Below are 21,242 nucleotides of genomic sequence, written 5' to 3'. Positions count from 1 at the left end.
GGACGCCGGACGCCGGACGCCGGACACCGATCAGAGGTTCGCTATCGGCTTCTTTCTCGGATATTTAACCGTAAACGAAATGATAATCTCTTTGCTCTCTCCTGGCGCTAGTTCAAGATCCCAAGTCACTTTACCTGTTTCAAGGTCGTGCTGGCCACCTGAAAGCTCTGTGGCTTCGATGGTGATGTCTTCGTCTGTGGTGAGAGGTAACTGATCTTCTAAGCGAAGAGTTACTGCTGTTGGACGCGTGTTCATCACCGTGATCTTGTGCGCTTTTGTGGTTGTTTTCTTCCCTCCGAAAGTAGAGGTCTTACAGAACTCCTTGATCTGTTCATGGTCGATGATCACACCTGGATCTCTTCCCATTGAAAGCTGCAAAGTATCCGTTGTTTGATACGGATCAATGTAAGAAGTGCCTACATAGTCACCCTCAAAGTATATGGAAGCTTCTCCAGGTAAAAGACTATACTGCTGCCAATTCACAACGTCAGCAGTGAGATAGGCATCCGTATTCAATTTAGGAACGGCGAAATGGCGGTAATCAGCGTTCAATGATATGGTTTGCATTTGCACTTCTTGGAACTGATTCGAGCTAGGAATGTCGTAAGGGACCGTCAAGTTGAATTCAGTGGAAATCAATCGTTCGTTGACCATGGCGACGTTTCCTGGCTCCAAGCTGTATACGATGCCTTCTGCGTCTTCTTCCATTCTTTCGTACGCCCCTTCTGCCGGATTCTCCCAAGCCTTTGAAGCACTTTTATATCTTCTACCATTGCTTTTGTACGCTTGTTGTAAATAGAGATACCAAGGACTTAACGCCGGCGGATTTCCACCAATACTTGGATTACCACTTGAAAGGTTCAACTTGACATTATCCCAATCATTGCCCGTTCCTTGACGAACTTTCGCTCGGAAGGTCAGTTCAACCGGTGAATCTGTATTCTTTGAGCGCAAATCGTACATAGGAATCCAGCCTGCCTGCGTTACGTAGTAGCTTACGCCCAAGTTCACGTTCCCTGCTTTCTTCGCATCAAGCTTCACAATGATCTCTCCCACGTTGAGCGGACGATTCGCATTAAAGTCTTGAAGCTCACGTTGAAGACGAGAAACGAGCATCACCAAGTCTTGCTCTTCATCTTCTAGCTCAAGAATCTTGTATTTGATCTCTTTGATGCGTTCACGGTAGAAATCAGCCATTTCTTCGATGTCTTCAACCAACAAGACGTTTTGATTGCCATTGATTGATCGGTTCTGCTGAAGCAATAGCAATTCCTCTTGGAACGTCTCTCGCAAGGCTTGCTTTGCTCGCTTGTCAAATTGAGCATCATCCAAACTATCTCGCTTCGCTTCAATATGTGCCGGGTAGCGTGCCTGTGCGTCTCGGTCGACTTGGAAACTAACACTGGTGATGACGTAGTTGTCTCCGCCCGCGGCCTGTAGGCTATTCGGATAGATGTACTGCGTGATTCCACTAAAGCGAAGCTCGTTTGGTCCAGCCTTCAGGTTGACAGTCCCTGAACGTTCTACTACTGCTCCGTCGAGGTACACAGTGACTTCATCGATTTGACTATTGACATTGGTTTGAGCCCCAACGAAATATGGGGTGATGGCGAAAAGTACCGCCATGAGAAATGGTGAAGCGATCTTCATAAAGGTGTATTATCGGTGACAAGGTGGAAAATAATTCCGGCGCTATCAAGGCGCAGCGCAAATGATCGTATCGTACGAAGCTCCGTAGCCAATCCAAGCACCCAAACCTCCTTCGATGTTTGTCCGAATGTTTGCTGGGGATGCAAACGGTGATCCCTGGGTAGCAACTTGATCTTCAAAGCTGATGATATAATCAAATGCTCCACGATCAATAACGGTGCCACGGATAGCAATGGTATCCCCAACTTTGAAATATCCTGCCTCGGCATTGAAGTCATCCTCCTTATTTGATCCGGGAGCGGTTCCACGGAAGTAACCGAATTCAAAACTTAAGCCATTAAAAAAGGCATCGTCAGTAGCGCTACCCAATGGGGCAATGTAATTCGCGTCTTTGACTTCACCCGCATTTTCAGACCATGCAGGATAAGTATTCACACGACGAGCAAACCAACGGTAAGCATTCCCTAGGGTATCAGGATCAGTCAGGATGGCGAAGGCAAAACCAAGCGAGTCATCCGGATCAGGATTGCCTGGAATTCGAAACCAAGCGCTGTCAAGGGCAATTGGAGTATTGATTTTCGTTCGTGAGGTCAACAGATCTTCTCCACGTTCGATACGTAAATCATAGGTATTCCCTGGAACTCCCCATATGGATTCGTCAAAGGTGGTGTACAAACAGATGTCAATCAACGCTAGCTCTTCTTCTGTGAAACCAGTCAATTCAGACACCGCCGGCAGAAGCTCCTCAGGGACATCACTTGAGCAGATAAGATCGAGCTGTACTTGATTGCCGTTCGACGTTACGTAAACATCTGCATCGCGTACAATCAACTCTTGATACGCATTGAGATCAATGGGATCAAAGTAAGCTTGACTCATCGTCAGGAATACAATAGGCGGCTGTCCTTGCTCTATGCTGCCTTCTACGACCATACGTGGTGTAGCCGCAGGTAGGTCTACTTCAATCTCTTTCTCACAAGAAGCTAGAAAGAAGAGTGTTGCTAAGCTGAAAAGCACGAGAATATTGAGGTTCCGACGCATAGTGCAAAAGTAGTTCATGTTCGTGAGGCATTCATTATTCAGCCCTCTGAAATGGAGAATATTAGCAGAAATTGTAACAACTCTTTATCGCTAGTGTTGTGTCCACCTCATTAAAAGCTGTAATTTTGCCGTCGCGTGGTAAACGTGACCACAAATCTGCAAGGAAATGATCGGAGTGAATTCAAATGAAGCGGCAACATCAAATGCAACCGCAGCTGTCATCGAACAGATGTCAACTTATGATCACGAGCAAGTGCTCTTCTGCCAAGATCAGGCAACAGGATTAAAAGCAATTATCGCAGTACACAATACAACTCTAGGCCCTAGCCTCGGAGGTACTCGTATGTGGAATTACGCCTCAGAAGCGGATGCGTTGAAAGACGTATTGCGTTTGAGCCGCGGTATGACCTACAAGTCTGCGCTAGCCGGCCTCAATCTTGGTGGTGGAAAAGCAGTGATCATCGGCGATAGCCGAACTCAAAAATCAGAAGCACTATTTCGTCGCTTCGGAAAATTCGTCAATAGCCTCGGTGGTAAATACATCACGGCTGAAGACGTAGGTATTACAACGAAAGACATGGAATACGTTGCTTTGGAAACAAAGCACGTTGCCGGTCTACCAGAATATATGGGCGGTTCAGGAGATCCATCTCCTGTAACGGCTTATGGTGTTTACATGGGTATGAAAGCTGCAGCTAAGCAACGTTGGGGCAGCGACAGCCTAGAGGGAAAGAAAGTTGCAGTGCAAGGTGTAGGCCACGTAGGCGCCTACCTTGTGGAGCACTTGGTGAGTGAAAAGGCTATCGTAACGATTACTGACATCCACCAGCCTTCTATCCAGAAACTCGTAGAGAAATTTGGAGTTACAGCCGTAGCGCCTGATGATATCTACGATGTTGATATGGACATCTATGCACCTTGTGCGCTAGGAGCAACTGTGAATGATGAAACGCTAGAGCGTTTGAACTGTACCATTATCTGTGGAGCAGCAAACAACCAGCTGGCCAATGAATCAAAGCACGGACAAATCGTTCGTGAACGCGGTATCCTCTACGCACCTGATTATCTTGTGAATGCCGGTGGTATCATCAACTGCTACTGGGAAGTTACTGGATACAACCGCGATGCGGCGCTCTCTCAAACTGAAGAAATTTATAACACAACACTTGAAATCTTCAAACGCTCTGCTGACCTTGGTATTCCAAGTTACCAAGCAGCGAATGAACTAGCGGAAGCTAGAATCAAAGCGATTGGAAAAGTGAAGCTGACCTACTAACAAAAACTTAAGCTCAACCACCCATGCTAAACCGCAGGCATATTCGCATCAAAGTGATGCAGGCATTGTACGCCCATTACACTGAAGGCGAAGGAGATGTGAAGAAGTCGCAAGAAGCGTTGTTCTTCTCATTTGACAAGATGTATGAAATGTACATCTACCTCTTCTCCCTCATCATTGAGATGCAAGGAGCTGCGATTGAAAAGATCGAAGCCGGTAAAAACAAGAAGCTTCCTACTCAGGAAGACCTGCACCCAAACACGAAGTTTGTTACCAACCGAGTGATTCGCACGCTAGTGCATAGCAAATCTCTCAAGAAGGCGGCAGACGACACTGGTGTTAGCTGGGCTGATCAGAAAGAGCTTGTAAAGAAGGTCTTTAAAGACTTGATCGAGACGGAAGACTACAAGGAGTACATGGAAAGCGACGAGCGTGGTTTTGATCACGACCGTGAGTTCCTGCTTCGTTTCTTCAAACGCCATATGATCAACGTTGAACTACTTCATGATTTCTTCGAGGAGAAAAGCATCTTCTGGAATGATGACCTAGACATCGTTTCATCAATGACGATTAAAACGATCAAAACCATCAGTGATGGAGACGATGACGTGAATCTTCTAGAATTATGGGATTCTAGCGATGACGAAGAGCTTGAATTTGCAAAGAACCTCTTCGTAAAGACACTCAGTCAAGGAGAAGAGAACGAGAAGTTCATTCAGGAGTCGACGAAAAACTGGGAAATCGAACGCATCGCATCGCTTGATACCATCCTCATGAAGATGGCGCTTGCGGAGGCACGTACTTTCGAGACGGTTCCGTTGAAAGTTACCCTCAACGAGTACATCGAACTCTCGAAATACTACAGCACACCTAAGAGTAACGGATTCATCAATGGTGTTCTTGATCAACTGTTTGCCAAACTAAAGGAAGACGGAGTCATCAAGAAGATCGGAAGAGGCTTACTTCAATAATGAGATACCTACTGATCATATCCCTAGCTGTGTTCCTTTTCGCTTGCGAATCAAGTGATGATGGAGTCAATACTGACATGATCAATATTCCTTCATCAGCTTCTGGCGAAGGCGCTGATACGAAACTCCCGGAAATCACTTTTGACGTTCCCGAATTTGATTACGGAACCATTGCAGAAGGAGAAGTTGTTAGACACAACTTCGAATTTGAAAATACGGGTGATGCTCCCCTACTGATTTCTAAGGTGGAATCTACTTGCGGATGTACCGTAATGAAGGATTGGCCGAAAGAACCAATCCAACCAGGTGAAAACGGAGAAATCGTTGTTGAATTCAATAGCTCAAAGCGTGAGGGTTCACAACGCAAAAAGATCACCGTTCTAGCCAATACCGTACCTACTAAGAACTTAATCTACATGACCGGCGTGGTTGTCGGTCCGAATAGCCAGTAAATATGACCAACCTGCTCACCATCCTCCTTCAAGCAGAAGCTGCTCCAGAAGGAAATCCATACCAGTTCCTTATCCTCCTTGGAGGTATGTTCATCATCATGTACTTCTTCATGCTTCGTCCGCAAATGAAGCGTCAGAAAGAAGCGAAGAAGTTCCGTGAATCACTTTCTAAAGGTGATAAGGTCGTTACCATCGGCGGAGTTCACGGTAAGATCGTGGAGATGAATGAAAAGACTGTGGTGATCTCGATCGAACAAGGTAAAATGCGCGTTGAGCGTTCTGCAATCTCTCCAAACCAGACGGTGAGCGAGCAGGACATGCAGCAGAATAGCTAGGTCAAAGTGGCCGATCGCTTTCGAAATATCCTTCGTGGAATGGATCGGAGCGATGTCCGCGCGTTGATCGTGTGCATCTTGATCGCTGGAGTAATCTGGCTCCTTCGATCACTGACTGAAGACGCTACTGACATCATTCAAGTTCCCGTTGCTTATCAACTTCAGGACGATCAAACGAAGCTCGTCTCTGCAGAGACTGAGTACCTCGAAGTAGAAGTGAATTCTACAGGGTTTGGGATTCTTGGACAGCGCTATTTCAAGCGTGAGCGTGCAGTTGATGTACCTATTGACGCCTCTGTTTACGGTACCGGACGCTCAGCTCTTGAAACTTCTCGACTTCGAAGTGAACTACTGCGCATCGTCGGAAATGATCGTAACATCGTTGCGATTCGTCCAGATTCTCTTCGCTTTGTCCTGAGCACAATAAATCAACGCACGATTCCGGTAATGGTTGATTTTGAATTGGCCAATCCAGATCAGAACAGACTGAAAAGTCAACTTCGTCCAACGCCATCTGAAGTTGTTCTTGAAGGTCCGAGCCTTATTCTTGACACGATGCAGTTCGTCCATACCGAAGTGCTTACCATCGACGGTAACGGTGAACAAGAGCTTACGTTGAATCTTCCTCCAGGGGTTAACGCTAGCGCGGAATCGGTGTCTGTTTCATGGTCAACAGACCGATTAATCAATGCGAGTATCACTGTGGGTATCACGGCGCCTAAAATCTCTGGAGTTAGGTCAATCAGCTTCTTCCCAGACAGTGTTGAAGTTGGATTCATTAGTGCTGGAAGCATGGCCGAGGCCTTCTCCCCTGACGACTTTAAGGTTGTATGTGATACGGAAAGTTTGATTGAGCTCGCAGAATCCGGAAAACAACGTGTGGCCCTCCGTCTCGAGCAATACCCTCCCGGGCTAAAAGACTTGGTTATCGAGCCAGGGCGTGTAGAATTCTTGATTATTAGATGAGGGGTTTTTAGTCTTTAGTTCTTAGTACTAAAAACCAAATACCAAGCACCAAAAACCAAGCACAAAAAAAGGGCCGTCTTTTTAGACAGCCCTTTGGATCAGTTGAAAGTAAGCAAGCTTATTTCAAATCAAATCTATCTAGGTTCATCACTTTCGTCCATGCAGCTACGAAGTCATTAACCATACGGTCTTCTCCGTCGTTTGCTCCATACACTTCTGCGTAGGCACGCAATTCAGTGTTAGAACCGAATATCAAGTCAACGCGTGTTCCTGTCCACTTCACCTCTCCGGTTTTGCGGTCACGTCCTTCAAACACATCTTGTGCATCTGAAGTAGCGCTCCACTTCGTACCAAGGTCAAGGACATTCACGAAGTAATCATTTGTCAAGGCACCTTTGCGGTGTGTGAATACTCCGTGGCTTGAGTTGTCTGTGTTTGCACCAATAGCGCGCATTCCACCGAGTAGAACCGTCATTTCTGGCGCCGTCAAAGTCAACAACTGAGCTTTGTCAATCAACAACTCTTCAGCGCTCACTGTCAGTCCAGACTTCAAGTAATTGCGGAACCCATCAGCTTTCGGCTCAAGAGCTGCGAAAGAATCTACATCCGTGTGCTCATCTCCAGCATCTCCTCTTCCTGGAGTAAATGGTACTGTGATATCACGACCTCCAGCCTTGGCAGCCATTTCAACACCTACACAACCTCCGAGAACAATCATATCAGCTGCTGACATATTCGAACCTGAACGCAGGCCTTCGAGCTTGCTCAACACCTTATCCAATTCAGCTGGATCATTGGCAGCCCAGAACTTCTGAGGAGAAAGGCGCACACGTCCTCCATTCGCTCCACCACGCATATCCGATCCACGGAATGTTGATGCTGAGGCCCATGCTGCTTTTACTAGCTCACTAGCGCTCAATCCTGAGTTGGCAATCGCTTCTTTCATTGACGCAACGTCTGAGTCGCTTACGTTTCCAGCGTTAGCCGGAACTGGATCCATCCAAATCAACTCTTCTGAAGGCACTTCTTCTCCAAGGAAACGAGCGCGAGGCCCCATATCACGGTGAGTCAGCTTGAACCATGCACGAGCAAATGCATCTGCAAATGCCTCGTGGTCTTCGTAAAACTTACGAGAGATCTTTTCATATGCTGGGTCAAAACGAAGCGAAAGGTCTGTCGTTAACATCATTGGTGCGTGTGACTTTCCATCAACGTGTGCATCTGGAACTGTTCCTGCTCCTTCTCCACCTTTTGGAGTCCATTGCTGTGCCCCAGCTGGCGACTTTGTCAATTCCCATTCGAATTCGAAGAGGTTCTTAAAGTAAAGATTTGTCCACTCTGTTGGCTTCTGAGTCCAAGCACCTTCTAGTCCTGAAGTAATAGTGTACTCACTGTGTCCTGAGCCGTAAGTGTTCTTCCACCCTGTGCTCATTTCTTCAATTGAAGCTCCTGCAGGCTCTGCACCTACGTACTCTTCTGGATTCCCTGCTCCGTGAGTCTTACCAAAGGTGTGTCCTCCAGCAATCAAGGCTACCGTTTCTTCATCATTCATTGCCATACGGCCGAATGTTTCACGAATATCTTTCGCAGCGAGCAGCGGATCAGGATTTCCATTTGGTCCTTCCGGATTCACGTAAATCAATCCCATCTGAACTGCTGCCAATGGATTCTCTAGTTCACGATCTCCAGAGTAACGTTGATCATCTAACCACTCTTTTTCAGCTCCCCAATAAACGTCTTCTTCCGGTTCCCAGACGTCTGCACGTCCTCCGGCAAATCCGAATGTTTTGAAGCCCATTGATTCCAATGCCACGTTTCCGGCAAGAATCATCAAGTCAGCCCAAGAAATTTGCTTTCCGTACTTCTGCTTGATTGGCCAAAGCAATAGGCGCGCTTTATCAAGGTTGGCGTTATCTGGCCAGCTGTTCAATGGAGCGAAACGGTGAGTCCCTGTTCCGGCACCACCTCGTCCGTCTTGAATACGGTATGTCCCCGCGCTGTGCCAGGCCATACGAATCATGAACGGACCATAGTGACCGTAATCAGCAGGCCACCATTCTTGTGAATCTGTCATGAGGGCAGTCAAGTCTTTCTTCACTGCTTGCAGATCTAGTTTCTTGAATTCATCAGCGTAGTTGAAGTCGGGATCCATCGGATCCGAAAGGTCAGAGTGCTGACGAAGAATGTTCAGTTTCAATTGGTTTGGCCACCAATCGCGGTTGGAAGTTCCTCCTCCTGCAGATGACTTCATCTGCCCGCCATGAAATGGACATTTGGATTCGTTGTTGACGTTGTAGTTTGCCATTTGGATGGGTAGGTTTTTGTGTTCGTCTTTTAGGTATGCTGTAAGATACACAGCTTGATACAAATGTATGTTTCGTCAGGGTTATTTGTCAAATAGATAATCACAATACGTATATTTACAGTATAAATATATAGGCATGACACTCCAGCAATTGCAATATGTTGTTGCGCTCGACAACCATCGTCACTTCGTTAAAGCTGCACAGAGTTGTTCTGTGGCTCAACCCACCCTCACCTTGCAAGTAAAGAAGCTGGAAGATCAAATGAACTTTCAGCTCTTTGATCGAAGTAAACAACCAATTAAACCCACTCCCATGGGTGAATTGTTCATTTCGAAGGCCAGACATATTCTTCGTGAGATTGACGAACTCAAGGAACTCGTCAATAAGGAACGAGATCGTATTGATGGTGAATATTCGATTGGCGTGATTCCTACGCTTTCTCCTTACCTCTTGCCGCTCTTTATCGGAGATTTCGTGAAGTCTCATCCAAACACCAAGCTCTCCGTGCACGAGCTTCAGAGCGCTGAGATCATTGATCGCCTGCAGAAAGGCATTCTAGACATTGGTATTCTTGCTACGCCGCTTGAAGAACCGAACCTTCGCGAAATCCCTGTGTTTTATGAGCCTTTTCTTCTTTTCGCTAACGCGGAACACTCCGTTTTAAGGCAACGTGGAAGTATTTCACCTCAAGATCTAGACGAGAATGAATTGTGGCTACTTGGACAAGGACATTGCTTCCGGAATCAGACGGTAAATATCTGCCAGGTCAACCAGAATAAAGATGAACGAAACCTAATGATGGAAGGAGGGTCAATTGAGACCTTAAAAAAGATGCTCCAACAAGTGGATGGGTATACCTTGATTCCTCAACTTTCATTTGATGAACAGACTGACACGCCATTTGTCAAACGATTCAATCATCCTGAACCGGCAAGAGAAATAAGCATCGTGGTACACCGTAGTTTCACACGCGAGCAACTCTTAACTGAATTGAGGAAATCAATCTTAGCAAACACCCCTGACAGCTTCGAAAAGAACGAACGATTTGTCACCATTCGTTGGAGATAAATTGGTGTCATTTAGCATGCTTGAATCTGCTATCTTAGCGAGCCATACTCCGGAACCATATGAATAACTCAGCTTCTTCCCTCCTGCTTTCGTTGGTGCCAATTGTGGTGCTCATCGCATTGCTAGGACTAAACGTTGTCTTCTACGGTGAAGACTCTTCTTACGGACCGAATCAAATAGCCTTGCTCACCGCAGGTGGAGTAGCTGCAGGAATCTCCTTGCTATCAGGTGAGAAATGGAAGAAACTGTATGATGGCATCACCGAGAGCATATCCTCAGCACTAGGAGCCATCTTGATTCTATTGATGATCGGAGCTTTAGCAGGAACCTGGTTGCTTTCCGGAGTCATCCCTGCTATGATTTACTACGGACTCGAAATCCTCAACCCAACCATCTTCTTATTTGCCACTACCATTGTCTGCGCGATTGTATCGCTCGCTACAGGATCATCATGGGGTACCGTCGGAACGGTTGGTGTGGCCCTCATTGCCATCGGTCAAGCCTTAGGCATAGGTGAAGGATGGGTAGCAGGGGCGATTATCTCGGGGGCATACTTCGGAGACAAAATGTCTCCCCTATCTGATACTACGAACCTTGCTCCAGCAATCGCTGGTACGGATCTATTCACGCACATTCGCCATATGATCTGGACTACAGGTCCTTCCATCATCATTGCACTCATCGTATTCCTCGTAGCTGGGTTTACAGTTGACCTCCAGGAAAGCACCGTAAGCGTTGGAGAAATGCAGCAAGTCATGGCCGAAAAATTCAATCTCGGATGGTGGTTGATGTTGGTACCTATTGCTGTCATTGTGATGATCGCCAAAAAGGTACCTGCCGTACCTGCTCTGTTTATTGGGTCAATCATCGGAGGAATCTTCGCTGTCATTTTCCAGCCTCAAATCATCATGGAATTAGCAGGTGAAGGAAAGTCTTTCGCGAACTCAGCTTATTCCATTGTGGTGAAGGCAATGGCGTTGGATACAAGCATTGAAACCGGCAACGATGAAATCAATCGACTGCTTTCAGCTGGCGGAATGTATGGAATGATGAATACTGTATGGTTGATTCTCTGTGCCCTCACCTTCGGAGGAATTCTGCAAGCGGCTGGAATGTTAAGAAGAATCACTTCTGCAATTTTAAGCGTGGTGACTGGTTCTGGAGGCCTTGTGGCTTCTACTGCGGGAACATGTATTGTCTTCAACGTATTGGCGAGTGATCAATACCTCGCTATCGTTGTTCCAGGGAAAATGTTCGCTGATGCCTACAAAGACCAAGGCCTTGCTCCAGAAAACTTAAGTCGTGCATTGGAAGACAGCGGAACAGTAACCTCAGTTCTTATTCCATGGAATACATGTGGTGTAGCACAATCTGGGGTTTTAGGTGTTGCTACTTTGGCCTATGCACCATACTGCATATTTAATATTGTCAGTCCGTTCATGACCGTTCTCTTTGGGCTCATGGGTTGGAAACTAAATCGCCTCCCAGCGAAGATTGGTTCAGACGGATTGAATGAAGGTTGATCGTTAAGAAAACGAAGCATTGAAAGAACAGCAGATCTCGGAAGTCACTGTTTCCGAAGAACAAGAATACATTCAAGTTGAAGGGGCACGTGAAAACAACCTCCGCAACATCCATGTCAACATCCCACGTGAGCAATTAGTGGTGATCACTGGTATCTCAGGGTCAGGAAAGTCTTCCTTGGCCTTTGACACCATCTACGCTGAAGGACAACGTCGTTACATTGAGACATTCTCTGCCTATGCTCGCCAGTTCCTAGGCGGCATGGAGCGACCTGACGTCGATAAGATCACAGGGCTGAGCCCTGTTATTAGTATTGAACAGAAAACGATTTCCCGCAACCCGCGATCAACCGTGGGAACCATCACTGAAGTCTATGACTTCATGCGCCTTATTTATGCCCGTGCTAGTGAAGCGTTCTCCTACAATACAGGAGAGAAAATGGTGCGTTATACCGACGAGCAAATCACCGAACTCATCATCGATCAAATGGATGGTGAGAAGCTACTCTTGCTCGCTCCTTTGGTGAAAGGACGAAAAGGTCACTACCGCGAGCTCTTCGAGAACATCATGAAGCAAGGCTACGTCCGCGCTCGTGTAGATGGAGAACTTGTTGAACTCGAGCCTGGATATAGAATTGATCGCTACAAGATCCACGATATTGAAGCCGTAGTTGACCGTGTGAAGGTGGATAAGGGTGACAAACAACGCATCCTTAAGAGTGTACAGAATGCCCTTCGTATGGGTAAAGGACGAATGATGGTCATGCCGCATGATGGAGGCGAAATCCGCCATTTCAGCCGTTTCTTGATGTGCCCTACGACCGGTATCGCCTACGCAGAACCTGAGCCGAACCTATTCTCTTTCAACAGTCCCTACGGGGCCTGTCCAAAGTGTAACGGACTTGGTCAAATCTCTGAGGTGAACCCAGAGAAGATTATTCCGGACCCGAAGAAAAGCATCAAGCAAGGTGGGATTGCTCCACTTGGTGAAATGAAAGGAAGCTGGGCGTTCACACAAGTGGAAGCTGTACTAGAACATTTTGGTCATACCGTTAAGACTCCTCTCGCTGATCTTGAAGAAGAAGTCATCAACACGCTGCTCTACGGTAGCGAATTAAGATTCACGATCACACCTAAGAACGGTACCAAGCCGTACAATATTCAATACGAAGGAGTCATTGCCCTTGTAGAACGTGCTGCGCAAGAAAGCAGCAATGCCGGGCTCAAACGCTGGGCGAACAGCTTCATGAATAAGAAGCAATGTCCAACTTGTAAGGGAACACGATTGAAGAAAGAGTCACTCTACTTCAAGATCCATGATCGTGACATCGCAAGCTTGGCGAATGAAGACATCGTTGAATTAGCGAAGTGGTTCGAAGAGCTCGACCAACACCTCAATGAACGCCAGAAGGTAATTCTCAAGGAACCCCTGAAAGAAATCAGAGCGCGTCTCGGATTCTTGTTAGACGTAGGACTTGACTACCTAACCCTTGACCGAAGCGCACGAACCCTTTCCGGAGGTGAAGCACAGCGAATCCGACTGGCAACACAGATTGGAAGTAAGCTCGTGGGTGTGCTGTACATCCTGGATGAGCCGAGTATTGGACTGCATCAACGTGACAACCAGCGTTTGATTCAAAGCCTAAAGGCCTTGAGAGATGCAGGCAACTCAGTGATTGTGGTAGAGCACGATAAAGACATGATGCTCGAAAGCGATTACCTCATTGATATAGGTCCAGGTGCTGGAGTGCATGGTGGAACGATTGTCGCTCAAGGCTCTCCTCAAGAGCATGTTGCAGAAGGTTCTACTACATCGAAGTACCTCAAAGGCGAATTGGAAATCGCCGTTCCGCCGACCAGGCGAAAAGGAAATAGAAAGAAACTAACCCTCACCGGAGCCAGTGGACACAACCTTAAGAATGTCAAGCTGAGCCTCCCATTGGGTACCCTTGTCTGTGTGACGGGAGTCAGTGGTAGCGGTAAATCATCGTTGATCAACCAGACGCTCTACCCTATCCTGCACAATCACTTCTACGAAGAGACGAAAAGACCACTCGATTACAAAAAGATTACCGGGCTTCAACACCTAGATAAGGTGAGTGAAATCGACCAGAGTCCAATTGGTAGAACCCCGCGTTCTAACCCTGCGACTTACACAGGTATATTCTCAGAAATTCGAAACCTGTTCACGAAGCTACCTGAAGCTCAGGTACGTGGCTACAAGCCGGGAAGATTCTCGTTCAATGTAGCCGGCGGACGATGCGAAACTTGCAAAGGCGCTGGTTTGCGAACGATTGAGATGAACTTCCTTCCAGACGTTTATGTGCAATGTGAAACGTGCATGGGCAAGCGCTATAATCGTGAAACGCTCGAAGTTCGCTACCGCGGAAAGTCAATCGCAGACGTCTTAGACATGACCATTGAAGAGGCCGTTGAGTTCTTTGAGAATATTCCGAAGATCAGACGCATGGCTCAAACCTTGAAAGACGTCGGCCTTGGCTACATCACCCTCGGACAACAAAGCACAACGCTTTCAGGAGGAGAAGCTCAGCGTGTAAAACTCGCATCGGAATTGGCGAAGCGCAGCACCGGTAGTACCTTCTACATCCTCGATGAGCCTACAACAGGACTGCACTTCGAAGATGTACGTATGCTCATCTCTGTGTTGAACAGACTCGTTGATCAAGGAAATACCGTCCTAGTAATCGAACACAACATGGACGTCATCAAAGTCGCAGACCACATCGTAGATATCGGCCCTGAAGGAGGTAACGGCGGCGGACAAGTGATCGCACAAGGAACCCCTGAAGAAATCATCAAAGTAGACGAAAGTTATACTGGGAAGTTTTTGAAGGTGGAGCTGTAGTGCTCGAATTATTACCTTCGTAAGCAATCAAGATACCATGGACAAAGACAACCGCGTAGAGGAGAAATTCAATCAACGCTCCTGGAATGAAATAAAAACGAACGATAGCTGGTCAATCTTCAAGATCATGGCCGAGTTCGTTGAAGGATATGACAAATTAGGTGAGATCGGACCATGTGTATCGATCTTCGGTTCAGCGAGAACCAAGCCAGGTACCCCGTACTACCGTATGGCTCGTGAAATTGCTCTCAAGCTCACTGAGAAAGGATATGGTGTTATCACAGGTGGTGGACCAGGTATCATGGAAGCCGGTAACCGCGGTGCACACGACGGGGGCGGAACTTCTGTTGGTCTGAATATCGAACTCCCATTCGAACAGAACGGTAACCCATGGATTGACAGCGATAAATCGATTGACTTTGACTACTTCTTCGTACGCAAAGTGATGTTCGTGAAGTACTCACAGGGATTCATCGTGATGCCTGGTGGTTTCGGTACGCTCGACGAACTCTTCGAATCAATGACCTTGATCCAAACATCAAAGATTGGTCGATTCCCAATCATCTTGGTAGGAAAGACGTTCTGGGCAGGCCTGATTGATTGGGTAAAGAACACCCTGCTCGAAAAAGAAGGGAACATTTCGGCGAAAGATCTTGATCTCTGGCAAGTTGTAGATACGGCAGACGAAGCCGTAGATGCGATTGATCAGTTCTACAGCAAGTACCTACTCAAGCCGAACTTTTAACAAAGATTTTTTTCTGCTCCCCCTAAAGGGTGATGCGGCGTAGATAAGAAGCATATACATTTGTATTGTCAGTACAACGATCGATAAACCATCGGTCCAAGTCAGGCTAATTATCTCAAGTAACTCTCTCCGAATTGTTCGGAATTAACAAGCGCTCAAAGGAGCGCTTGTTTTTTTTCATCAACTTGGGTCTATGAAATACCTGATTCCTTTTTTCCTCATTTGTTTCCTGGGCTCTTGTCTGCTCGATAATTCTAGCGATGCTGTTGACATAACCGAGAAGTTCCCTCGGGAATCTGTTCCTGCGGAAACCACACCTGAAATCATGGGCTATGACAGCCTTCTCGCCGCTCGCCTTGGTGCAGATGACTACGGAATGCATCAGTACGTGATGGCATTTCTTAAAGCAGGACCTAACAGAGACGGAACGGAAGAAGAACGAGCTGAACTGCAACGCGCTCACATGGAAAACATCGGCAGATTAGCTGATGAAGGAAAATTGGTATTGGCTGGTCCATTCCTTGACGATGGCGAGCTCAGGGGTATTTACATCTTCGACGTTCAGTCTATAGAAGAAGCAGAAGCCCTGACAGCAACTGACCCGGCCATTCAATCTGGAAGTTTGGTAATGGAGTTACATCCTTGGTACGGTAGCGCGGCGGTGATGCAGATCAATGAGATCCATCAACAAATTGCCAAAATCAACATCTAGCTTAATCTAACGCAATCAGCTCTCCATCGCCGTTGAGCTGTTGATCCACTGTATTTGGCGTTCCGTAGTATTCGAGATTACCACGATCATTGATGCGAGCGTAGAGGTATTGTTCACAGCGCACACGCATCCAATTGATGCTTGAGTTATTGCTGAGTACGAATTGTGCATCCAAATCTTCGGCATTCATGAACCCATACCCTTGATTGAAGAGCCCTACGATACGCGCTGTTCCTTGAATTTCAATATCTGACAGGCCTGTGTGAACTTCAATGTTGGCTGAATCCACATTGAGTCGGAGAAAGATATCTCCTGCGCTTGCTCTCCCTTCAAAGGTGAATACTTCCGCTTCTAGTGAGTCAACGAACAAGACATCTCCTTGTCCTTCGTATTTAACGTGGGTAATGGAGGGCAAATGGAACTCTATGGTTGGACGAATGCTCAAATCACGCACCCAGTTGCATCGATTGGTGTCTTCAATGCGCACCGTACCTGATTCAGTGGGGGTCTTGATCTTTCGAATGACATTCTCAGGACCACGTAACACCACTTCATTGCGGTCGTCTTGATAGACTTCCACATCAACTAAATCATATACCTCAAGGGTTTGAATGCCTTCTGGAAGGCTACGAATAACTGTCGTTTCTTCTCCTGCGCGCATGAAACATGCCGGTCGTTCCCGATCACATGAGAACAAGAACACTAAACACGCTATCAGCAGAATCGCTCTCAATTAGGCCTCTGTTTTGGCACGTTCCCAATAGCCGTCCATTTCCTCTAAGGTCATCTCCCCTAGCACTTTGCCATCCTTGGCACTCTCTACTTCTAAGAATTGGAAACGCTTGATAAACTTCTTGTTGGTACGTTCTAAGGCATCGTCTGGATTGATTCCCTTGAAACGCGCGAAATTGATGAGACTGAACATCAAATCCCCAAATTCCTCTTCTACTTTATCACTGCCAGCATCAGCTTCGGCCTTAAACTCCTGAAGCTCTTCCTGCACTTTCTCCCACACTTGGTCTTCATGATCCCAATCAAACCCAACGCCACGTGCTTTGTCTTGCACACGAACTGCCTTCACCAAACTAGGAAGCGACTTTGGTACCCCTTGAAGTACCGACTTCTTCCCTTCTTTCAACTTCAGCTTTTCCCAGTTCTGCTTGACTTCTTCTTCATCCGCTACGTCAACATCACCGTAAATATGCGGGTGACGATCAATGATCTTATCGCAAATAGAATTTAGGCTATCAGCAATGTCAAACTGCTGCGTTTCACTGGCAATTCGAGCATAAAAGACCATATGAAGCATGATATCTCCCAGCTCCTTCTTCACCTCTTCCATGTCTTTATCCATGATCGCATCGGTCAATTCATACACCTCCTCGATCGTCAAATGACGCAGACTATCCATCGTCTGTTTCATATCCCACGGACACTGTTCACGCAGCTCATCCATGATGATGAGCAGGCGTTCAAAAGCCTTTAGTTTATCTTGCATGCTGTTCATACTTCAAAGATACCTTCTTCCTGTGGCACACGATAGCAAAGTGTATTTCTTCTCTTCATTTTTTCGCCCTATCGGGCGGAACGCTTCGCTTCTTGTTCTTCTGGTAGTCTTGTCCGTTTCCGCGCTAGCGCAAGCACCCAACAGCTTTAGAATAGGCGGAAACTACGGATTGGTAGTACCTCATAGAGATGATCTCAAACCTCTAGTCACAGGAAATTCAGTGGCCATCACCGCCTCGGCGGAATGGATAGTGGACGGCTCCAAACGTTGGCACTACAACTACTTCAGACCTCGCTGGGGAGTGGAGCTGTACGCGGCCGACTTAGGTAACAGAGCTGAACTGGGAAGACAAGCAGCACTGTCACTCTATACCTTACTACCCATCCGAAGAGGAGAACGCTTCGAGCATTTCCTATTAGCTGCAGGAGGCATCGGCTTCACAGATACAACCTGGGACCTTGAAGACAATACAAAGGCGATCGCACTCGGCTCACCGCTAAATGCAAGCGTGATCTTGGGAGTTCAATCCGATTACTACCTATCAGATCACTGGCATATCGGCGCTAGCCTGAGAATGACACACTTGTCTAATGGTGCTTACACCTTACCCAATCTTGGCATTAACAACTTGACTGTTGGCCTGCAGGCGGTATACCACATTAATCCTATTGTACCCTTACCAGAAGGCATTTGGACTTCAGTACTACCAAGAGGCAGGGCACATTATGCGATGCTTTTAACTGGTGTCAAAGAGAATCTACCTCCGGGCGGACCAAAATTTTCAGTGCATACCTTCAGCTATGCCTATGAATTCAGACCGAGTTGGAAACGGGGTTGGAGTATTCGGAGTGATCTCTTTTACAACATGGCTGCCGCTCAGCTACTCGGTGAAGAAGGTCAGTCTGATGTGCTCGACATGGTGCAACATGGCGTAGCACTTAGTTACAACCAGCACTTCGGAAGATTAAGATTCGATTTGATGATGGGCGCTTACACTTTTACGCGCTACAAAGGAAACGGCACATTCTATCACCGCTTCTCATTGCGTTACGACATCACCGAAGATTGGCAATGCATGATTGGGCTCAAAACTCATTGGGCAAAAGCCGATTACCCAGAATTTGGGATCGGATATAGGATCTTCTAATTATCCCTCTACAGACTCACGCTGGCACTGCTCCTGTGGACGAGCACCACAAACAGAACATGTACCACCCTCTTCTTTGAGGTATGGATTATTGCTGGCACAAGTACCGGCAAACTCTCCGTCTTTCTTAACAAGGATCTTGATGGCGATGCCTGCGAAAGCCAAGGCCAACAATCCGATAGCTAATAATACTGTACTCATAGTGCAAAGATAAGCAGTAAGCTCTGCTTAGAGATCACAAATCATTCAATTCTTCAATGACTTCGTTCATACCTGCAGTCATCCACGTCTTATACACTCCACCTTCATCGTAGATCAGGTAAACTTCTAGTCCGGAGACCATACCATCTTCAATAAATGCGATGGCGTCATCCTTCCCCATCACCATGAAAGATGTGGCATAAGCATCCGCGGTTGCGCAGTCAGAAGCCATAACCGTAGCCGAAAGCAGACTATGTGTTACCGGATAACCAGTGCGAGGGTCAATCGTGTGGGAATAACGCACGCCATCCACTTCGTAGAATTTGCGGTAGTTCCCGCTAGTCGCAACTGCTTTGTTTCGAACATTCACAATCGCTTGGAACTCTCGTTCTCCGTCATCCTTAGGCTTATCAATAGCAATGCGCCAAGCATTCCCCTCTGCATTCACTCCTTTGCAGCTCACTTCACCTCCGAGCTCCACCATATAATTATTCACTCCTTGCTCTTCCAAGAACTCCGTGATCAAGTCAACACTAAACCCTTGGGCAATCGCATTGAAGTCAAGGCGCACGCCTTCTTGTCCTTTTCGAATCCAAGTCGTCTGGTAGAGGTAGTTCTCCTCCAATTCGATCATATCAATATTGGCCTCCATCATTCCGACTTTCGACTGTGCCTCCATGACAGCCTCATCATTGACGTCTCCTCTATTGCTTAATCCGAATCCCCAAAGGTCAACCAAGGGATATACCGTGGGATCAAAAGCGCCGTCTGTTTTGTTCCAAATCTCACGAGATACATCAAACATCACTGAGAAGTACTTCGTGCTATCATAGAACGCAAATACGGTATCAGTGCGATCAAAGGCATTGATCTGATTGATCAAAGAACTTGGAACCCAAGTCGAGAGGTCCTGGTCAATGCGCAACAGGATTGAATCCACTTGCGTTTTGTAGTCGACCGTATCCTCAATATATCGGATGGTATAAGTGGTTCCTTGCGCCTCGCCAGTAATGACCATGTTCTGGAAGGTCGAGGGTGGTGTTTCCTGAACCGGTGGTTCTGATGTACCACAGGCAGCAAGAACAACAGCTGCGATGAAAATGAATACGACTCTCTTCATGTCTGCAAAGATGAGAAATGAAAAAGGCGCCGTAAAGGCGCCTTTTGAAGTTTTTTATCCTCCGAAGTCATCAAAGGAAACATTTTCTGGTGGAACTCCCCAGTCGTCGCACATTTTGAGGACAGCCTGGTTCATCAATGGAGGACCACAGAAGTAGAATTCAATATCTTCAGGAGCATCGTGATCTTTCAAGTGGTGCTCGATCACCGCATTGTGAACGAAACCTAAGAACCCGTCTCCTTCATCGTCAACGCTCTTCTTCTCATTCCAGTTATCTTCTGGAAGTGGCTCAGACAATACAAGGTGGAACTTAAAGTTCGGGAACTCACGTTCGATCTTGCGGAAGTCTTCGATGTAGAAAAGCTCACGACGTGAACGACCACCGTAGTAGAATGTCACTTTACGTCCAGTCTTCAACGTGTGGAACAAGTGGAAAAGGTGTGAACGCATTGGCGCCATACCTGCACCACCCCCGATGTATACCATCTCAGCGTCAGTTTCCTTGATGAAGAATTCTCCGTAAGGACCTGAAACTGTTACTTTATCTCCTGGCTTACATCCGAACACGTATGAAGAACAAACACCTGGATTCACTTGCATCCATGCGTTACGTGCGCGATCCCAAGGTGGAGTTGCTACACGAATGTTCAACATGACGATGTTTCCTTCAGCTGGGTGGTTAGCCATCGAGTAGGCACGTACGATGTCTTCGTCGTTAACCATCTTCAAGTCCCATAGGCCGAACTTATCCCACTCCGTGCGGAACTCTTCAGGGTTTCCGTGCTGCTCAGGGTGAGCTGTGATGTCGATGTCTTTGAAGTTCACTGTGATTTTCGGTACATCAATCTGGATGTAACCACCAGCTTCAAAGTCGAGTGATTCACCTTCAGGAAGGCGAACAACAAACTCCTTAATGAATGAAGCTACGTTGTAGTTTGAAACTACTTCACACTCCCACTTCTTGATACCAAATACCTCTTCAGGGATTTGGATCTTCATATCTTCCTTCACCTTCACCTGGCAACCGAGACGCCAATCCGAAGCGATCTCTTTACGTGAGAAGTGTGGTTCTTCTGTAGGAAGGATAGCACCTCCACCTTCGTGCACTTGACAAGTACACTGAACACAAGTACCACCTCCACCACATGCTGATGGTAGGAAGATTCCCGCATTACCGAGGGTTGTAAGAAGTGATCCACCTCCGTCTACCTCGATCGTTTTTTCTCCGTTGATCTCGATCTTGATCTTACCGCTTGGCGAAAGCTTCGCCTTTGCGAAAAGAAGCAATGATACAAGTAGCAGGATTACTGCTAGGAAGAATACAATGGTTAGAATGACTGTTGTTGTCATGATCTA

The 21,242-nt window shown here is 46.8% G+C and carries 19 protein-coding genes; 11 read left to right on the top strand and 8 right to left on the bottom strand.

Annotation, left to right across the window (positions count from 1 at the left end):
* Positions 1-30 precede the first annotated feature (30 nt).
* Complete coding sequence (locus RA156_RS05865) at positions 31-1,650, bottom strand: DUF4139 domain-containing protein (RefSeq protein ID WP_306643626.1); 1,620 nt, start codon at positions 1,648-1,650, stop codon at positions 31-33.
* 45 nt (positions 1,651-1,695) lie between these two features.
* Complete coding sequence (locus RA156_RS05860; protein ID WP_306643624.1) at positions 1,696-2,691, bottom strand: DUF4249 family protein; 996 nt, start codon at positions 2,689-2,691, stop codon at positions 1,696-1,698.
* A gap of 166 nt (positions 2,692-2,857) precedes the next feature.
* Between RA156_RS05860 and RA156_RS05855 the strand changes: the two genes are divergently transcribed.
* Genes RA156_RS05855 through RA156_RS05835 form a run of 5 tightly spaced genes read left to right on the top strand, consistent with a single transcriptional unit; the run spans position 2,858 to position 6,691 of the window.
* Positions 2,858-3,967 carry a Glu/Leu/Phe/Val dehydrogenase dimerization domain-containing protein gene (locus tag RA156_RS05855; RefSeq protein WP_306643623.1) on the top strand — a complete coding sequence of 370 codons (1,110 nt, stop codon included), beginning with the start codon at positions 2,858-2,860 and terminating at the stop codon, positions 3,965-3,967.
* Between the two features lie 23 nt (positions 3,968-3,990).
* Entirely contained in the window at positions 3,991-4,938 is a 948-nt protein-coding gene (locus RA156_RS05850) for a transcription antitermination protein NusB (RefSeq protein WP_306643622.1), read from the top strand.
* Complete coding sequence (locus RA156_RS05845) at positions 4,938-5,390, top strand: DUF1573 domain-containing protein (protein ID WP_306643621.1); 453 nt, start codon at positions 4,938-4,940, stop codon at positions 5,388-5,390. Before RA156_RS05850 ends, RA156_RS05845 begins: the two co-directional genes overlap by 1 nt.
* A gap of 2 nt (positions 5,391-5,392) precedes the next feature.
* Positions 5,393-5,725 (top strand): preprotein translocase subunit YajC, encoded by a 333-nt coding sequence (gene yajC / locus RA156_RS05840; RefSeq protein WP_306643620.1) that lies wholly within the window; start codon positions 5,393-5,395, stop codon positions 5,723-5,725.
* A gap of 39 nt (positions 5,726-5,764) precedes the next feature.
* Positions 5,765-6,691, top strand: coding sequence for a YbbR-like domain-containing protein (locus RA156_RS05835; protein WP_306643619.1), 927 nt, complete (start codon positions 5,765-5,767; stop codon positions 6,689-6,691).
* Between the two features lie 118 nt (positions 6,692-6,809).
* Here the strand turns inward: RA156_RS05835 and katG are convergent, their stop codons facing one another.
* On the bottom strand, positions 6,810-8,996 hold the full coding sequence (gene katG, locus RA156_RS05830; RefSeq protein ID WP_306643618.1) for a catalase/peroxidase HPI: 2,187 nt from the start codon (positions 8,994-8,996) through the stop codon (positions 6,810-6,812).
* A gap of 136 nt (positions 8,997-9,132) precedes the next feature.
* Here katG and RA156_RS05825 point away from each other — a divergent pair, with 136 nt between their 5' ends.
* From RA156_RS05825 to RA156_RS05805, 5 genes are all read left to right on the top strand, one after another.
* Positions 9,133-10,065: a hydrogen peroxide-inducible genes activator gene (locus tag RA156_RS05825; RefSeq protein ID WP_306643617.1), complete on the top strand. Its 933-nt coding sequence runs from the start codon at positions 9,133-9,135 to the stop codon at positions 10,063-10,065.
* 59 nt (positions 10,066-10,124) lie between these two features.
* Complete coding sequence (gene nhaC, locus RA156_RS05820; protein WP_306643616.1) at positions 10,125-11,588, top strand: Na+/H+ antiporter NhaC; 1,464 nt, start codon at positions 10,125-10,127, stop codon at positions 11,586-11,588.
* A 19-nt stretch (positions 11,589-11,607) separates the two neighbouring features.
* On the top strand, positions 11,608-14,454 hold the full coding sequence (uvrA, locus tag RA156_RS05815; RefSeq protein WP_306643615.1) for an excinuclease ABC subunit UvrA: 2,847 nt from the start codon (positions 11,608-11,610) through the stop codon (positions 14,452-14,454).
* A 37-nt stretch (positions 14,455-14,491) separates the two neighbouring features.
* On the top strand, positions 14,492-15,199 hold the full coding sequence (locus RA156_RS05810) for an LOG family protein (RefSeq protein WP_306643614.1): 708 nt from the start codon (positions 14,492-14,494) through the stop codon (positions 15,197-15,199).
* A gap of 193 nt (positions 15,200-15,392) precedes the next feature.
* On the top strand, positions 15,393-15,911 hold the full coding sequence (locus RA156_RS05805) for a YciI family protein (RefSeq protein WP_306643613.1): 519 nt from the start codon (positions 15,393-15,395) through the stop codon (positions 15,909-15,911).
* A 1-nt stretch (position 15,912) separates the two neighbouring features.
* Here RA156_RS05805 and RA156_RS05800 read toward each other — a convergent pair whose 3' ends face one another.
* Together RA156_RS05800 and mazG are read right to left on the bottom strand one after the other, a co-directional pair.
* Complete coding sequence (locus RA156_RS05800; RefSeq protein ID WP_306643612.1) at positions 15,913-16,572, bottom strand: GIN domain-containing protein; 660 nt, start codon at positions 16,570-16,572, stop codon at positions 15,913-15,915.
* Positions 16,573-16,644: 72 nt separating this feature from the next.
* The gene (gene mazG, locus RA156_RS05795) at positions 16,645-17,418 is read right to left on the bottom strand and encodes a nucleoside triphosphate pyrophosphohydrolase (protein WP_306643611.1); all 774 of its coding nucleotides are present in this window, start codon (positions 17,416-17,418) and stop codon (positions 16,645-16,647) included.
* Positions 17,419-17,440: 22 nt separating this feature from the next.
* On the opposite strand from mazG, the gene RA156_RS05790 reads away from it, so the two are divergent.
* Positions 17,441-18,565 carry an acyloxyacyl hydrolase gene (locus RA156_RS05790; RefSeq protein ID WP_306643610.1) on the top strand — a complete coding sequence of 375 codons (1,125 nt, stop codon included), beginning with the start codon at positions 17,441-17,443 and terminating at the stop codon, positions 18,563-18,565.
* On the opposite strand, the gene RA156_RS05785 is transcribed toward RA156_RS05790, so the two are convergent.
* Genes RA156_RS05785 through nqrF form a run of 3 tightly spaced genes read right to left on the bottom strand, consistent with a single transcriptional unit; the run spans position 18,566 to position 21,236 of the window.
* A complete protein-coding gene (locus RA156_RS05785) occupies positions 18,566-18,766 on the bottom strand; it encodes a hypothetical protein (protein WP_306643609.1) in 201 nt (66 codons plus the stop codon).
* 34 nt (positions 18,767-18,800) lie between these two features.
* Positions 18,801-19,886 carry an FAD:protein FMN transferase gene (locus RA156_RS05780; RefSeq protein ID WP_306643608.1) on the bottom strand — a complete coding sequence of 362 codons (1,086 nt, stop codon included), beginning with the start codon at positions 19,884-19,886 and terminating at the stop codon, positions 18,801-18,803.
* A gap of 54 nt (positions 19,887-19,940) precedes the next feature.
* Positions 19,941-21,236 (bottom strand): NADH:ubiquinone reductase (Na(+)-transporting) subunit F, encoded by a 1,296-nt coding sequence (nqrF, locus tag RA156_RS05775; RefSeq protein WP_306643607.1) that lies wholly within the window; start codon positions 21,234-21,236, stop codon positions 19,941-19,943.
* Positions 21,237-21,242 lie beyond the last annotated feature (6 nt).

It is taken from the genome of Sanyastnella coralliicola, from assembly GCF_030845195.1.
GTDB lineage: Bacteria > Bacteroidota > Bacteroidia > Flavobacteriales_D > Sanyastnellaceae > Sanyastnella > Sanyastnella coralliicola.
This window is presented reverse-complemented; position numbering and strand designations above follow the sequence as displayed.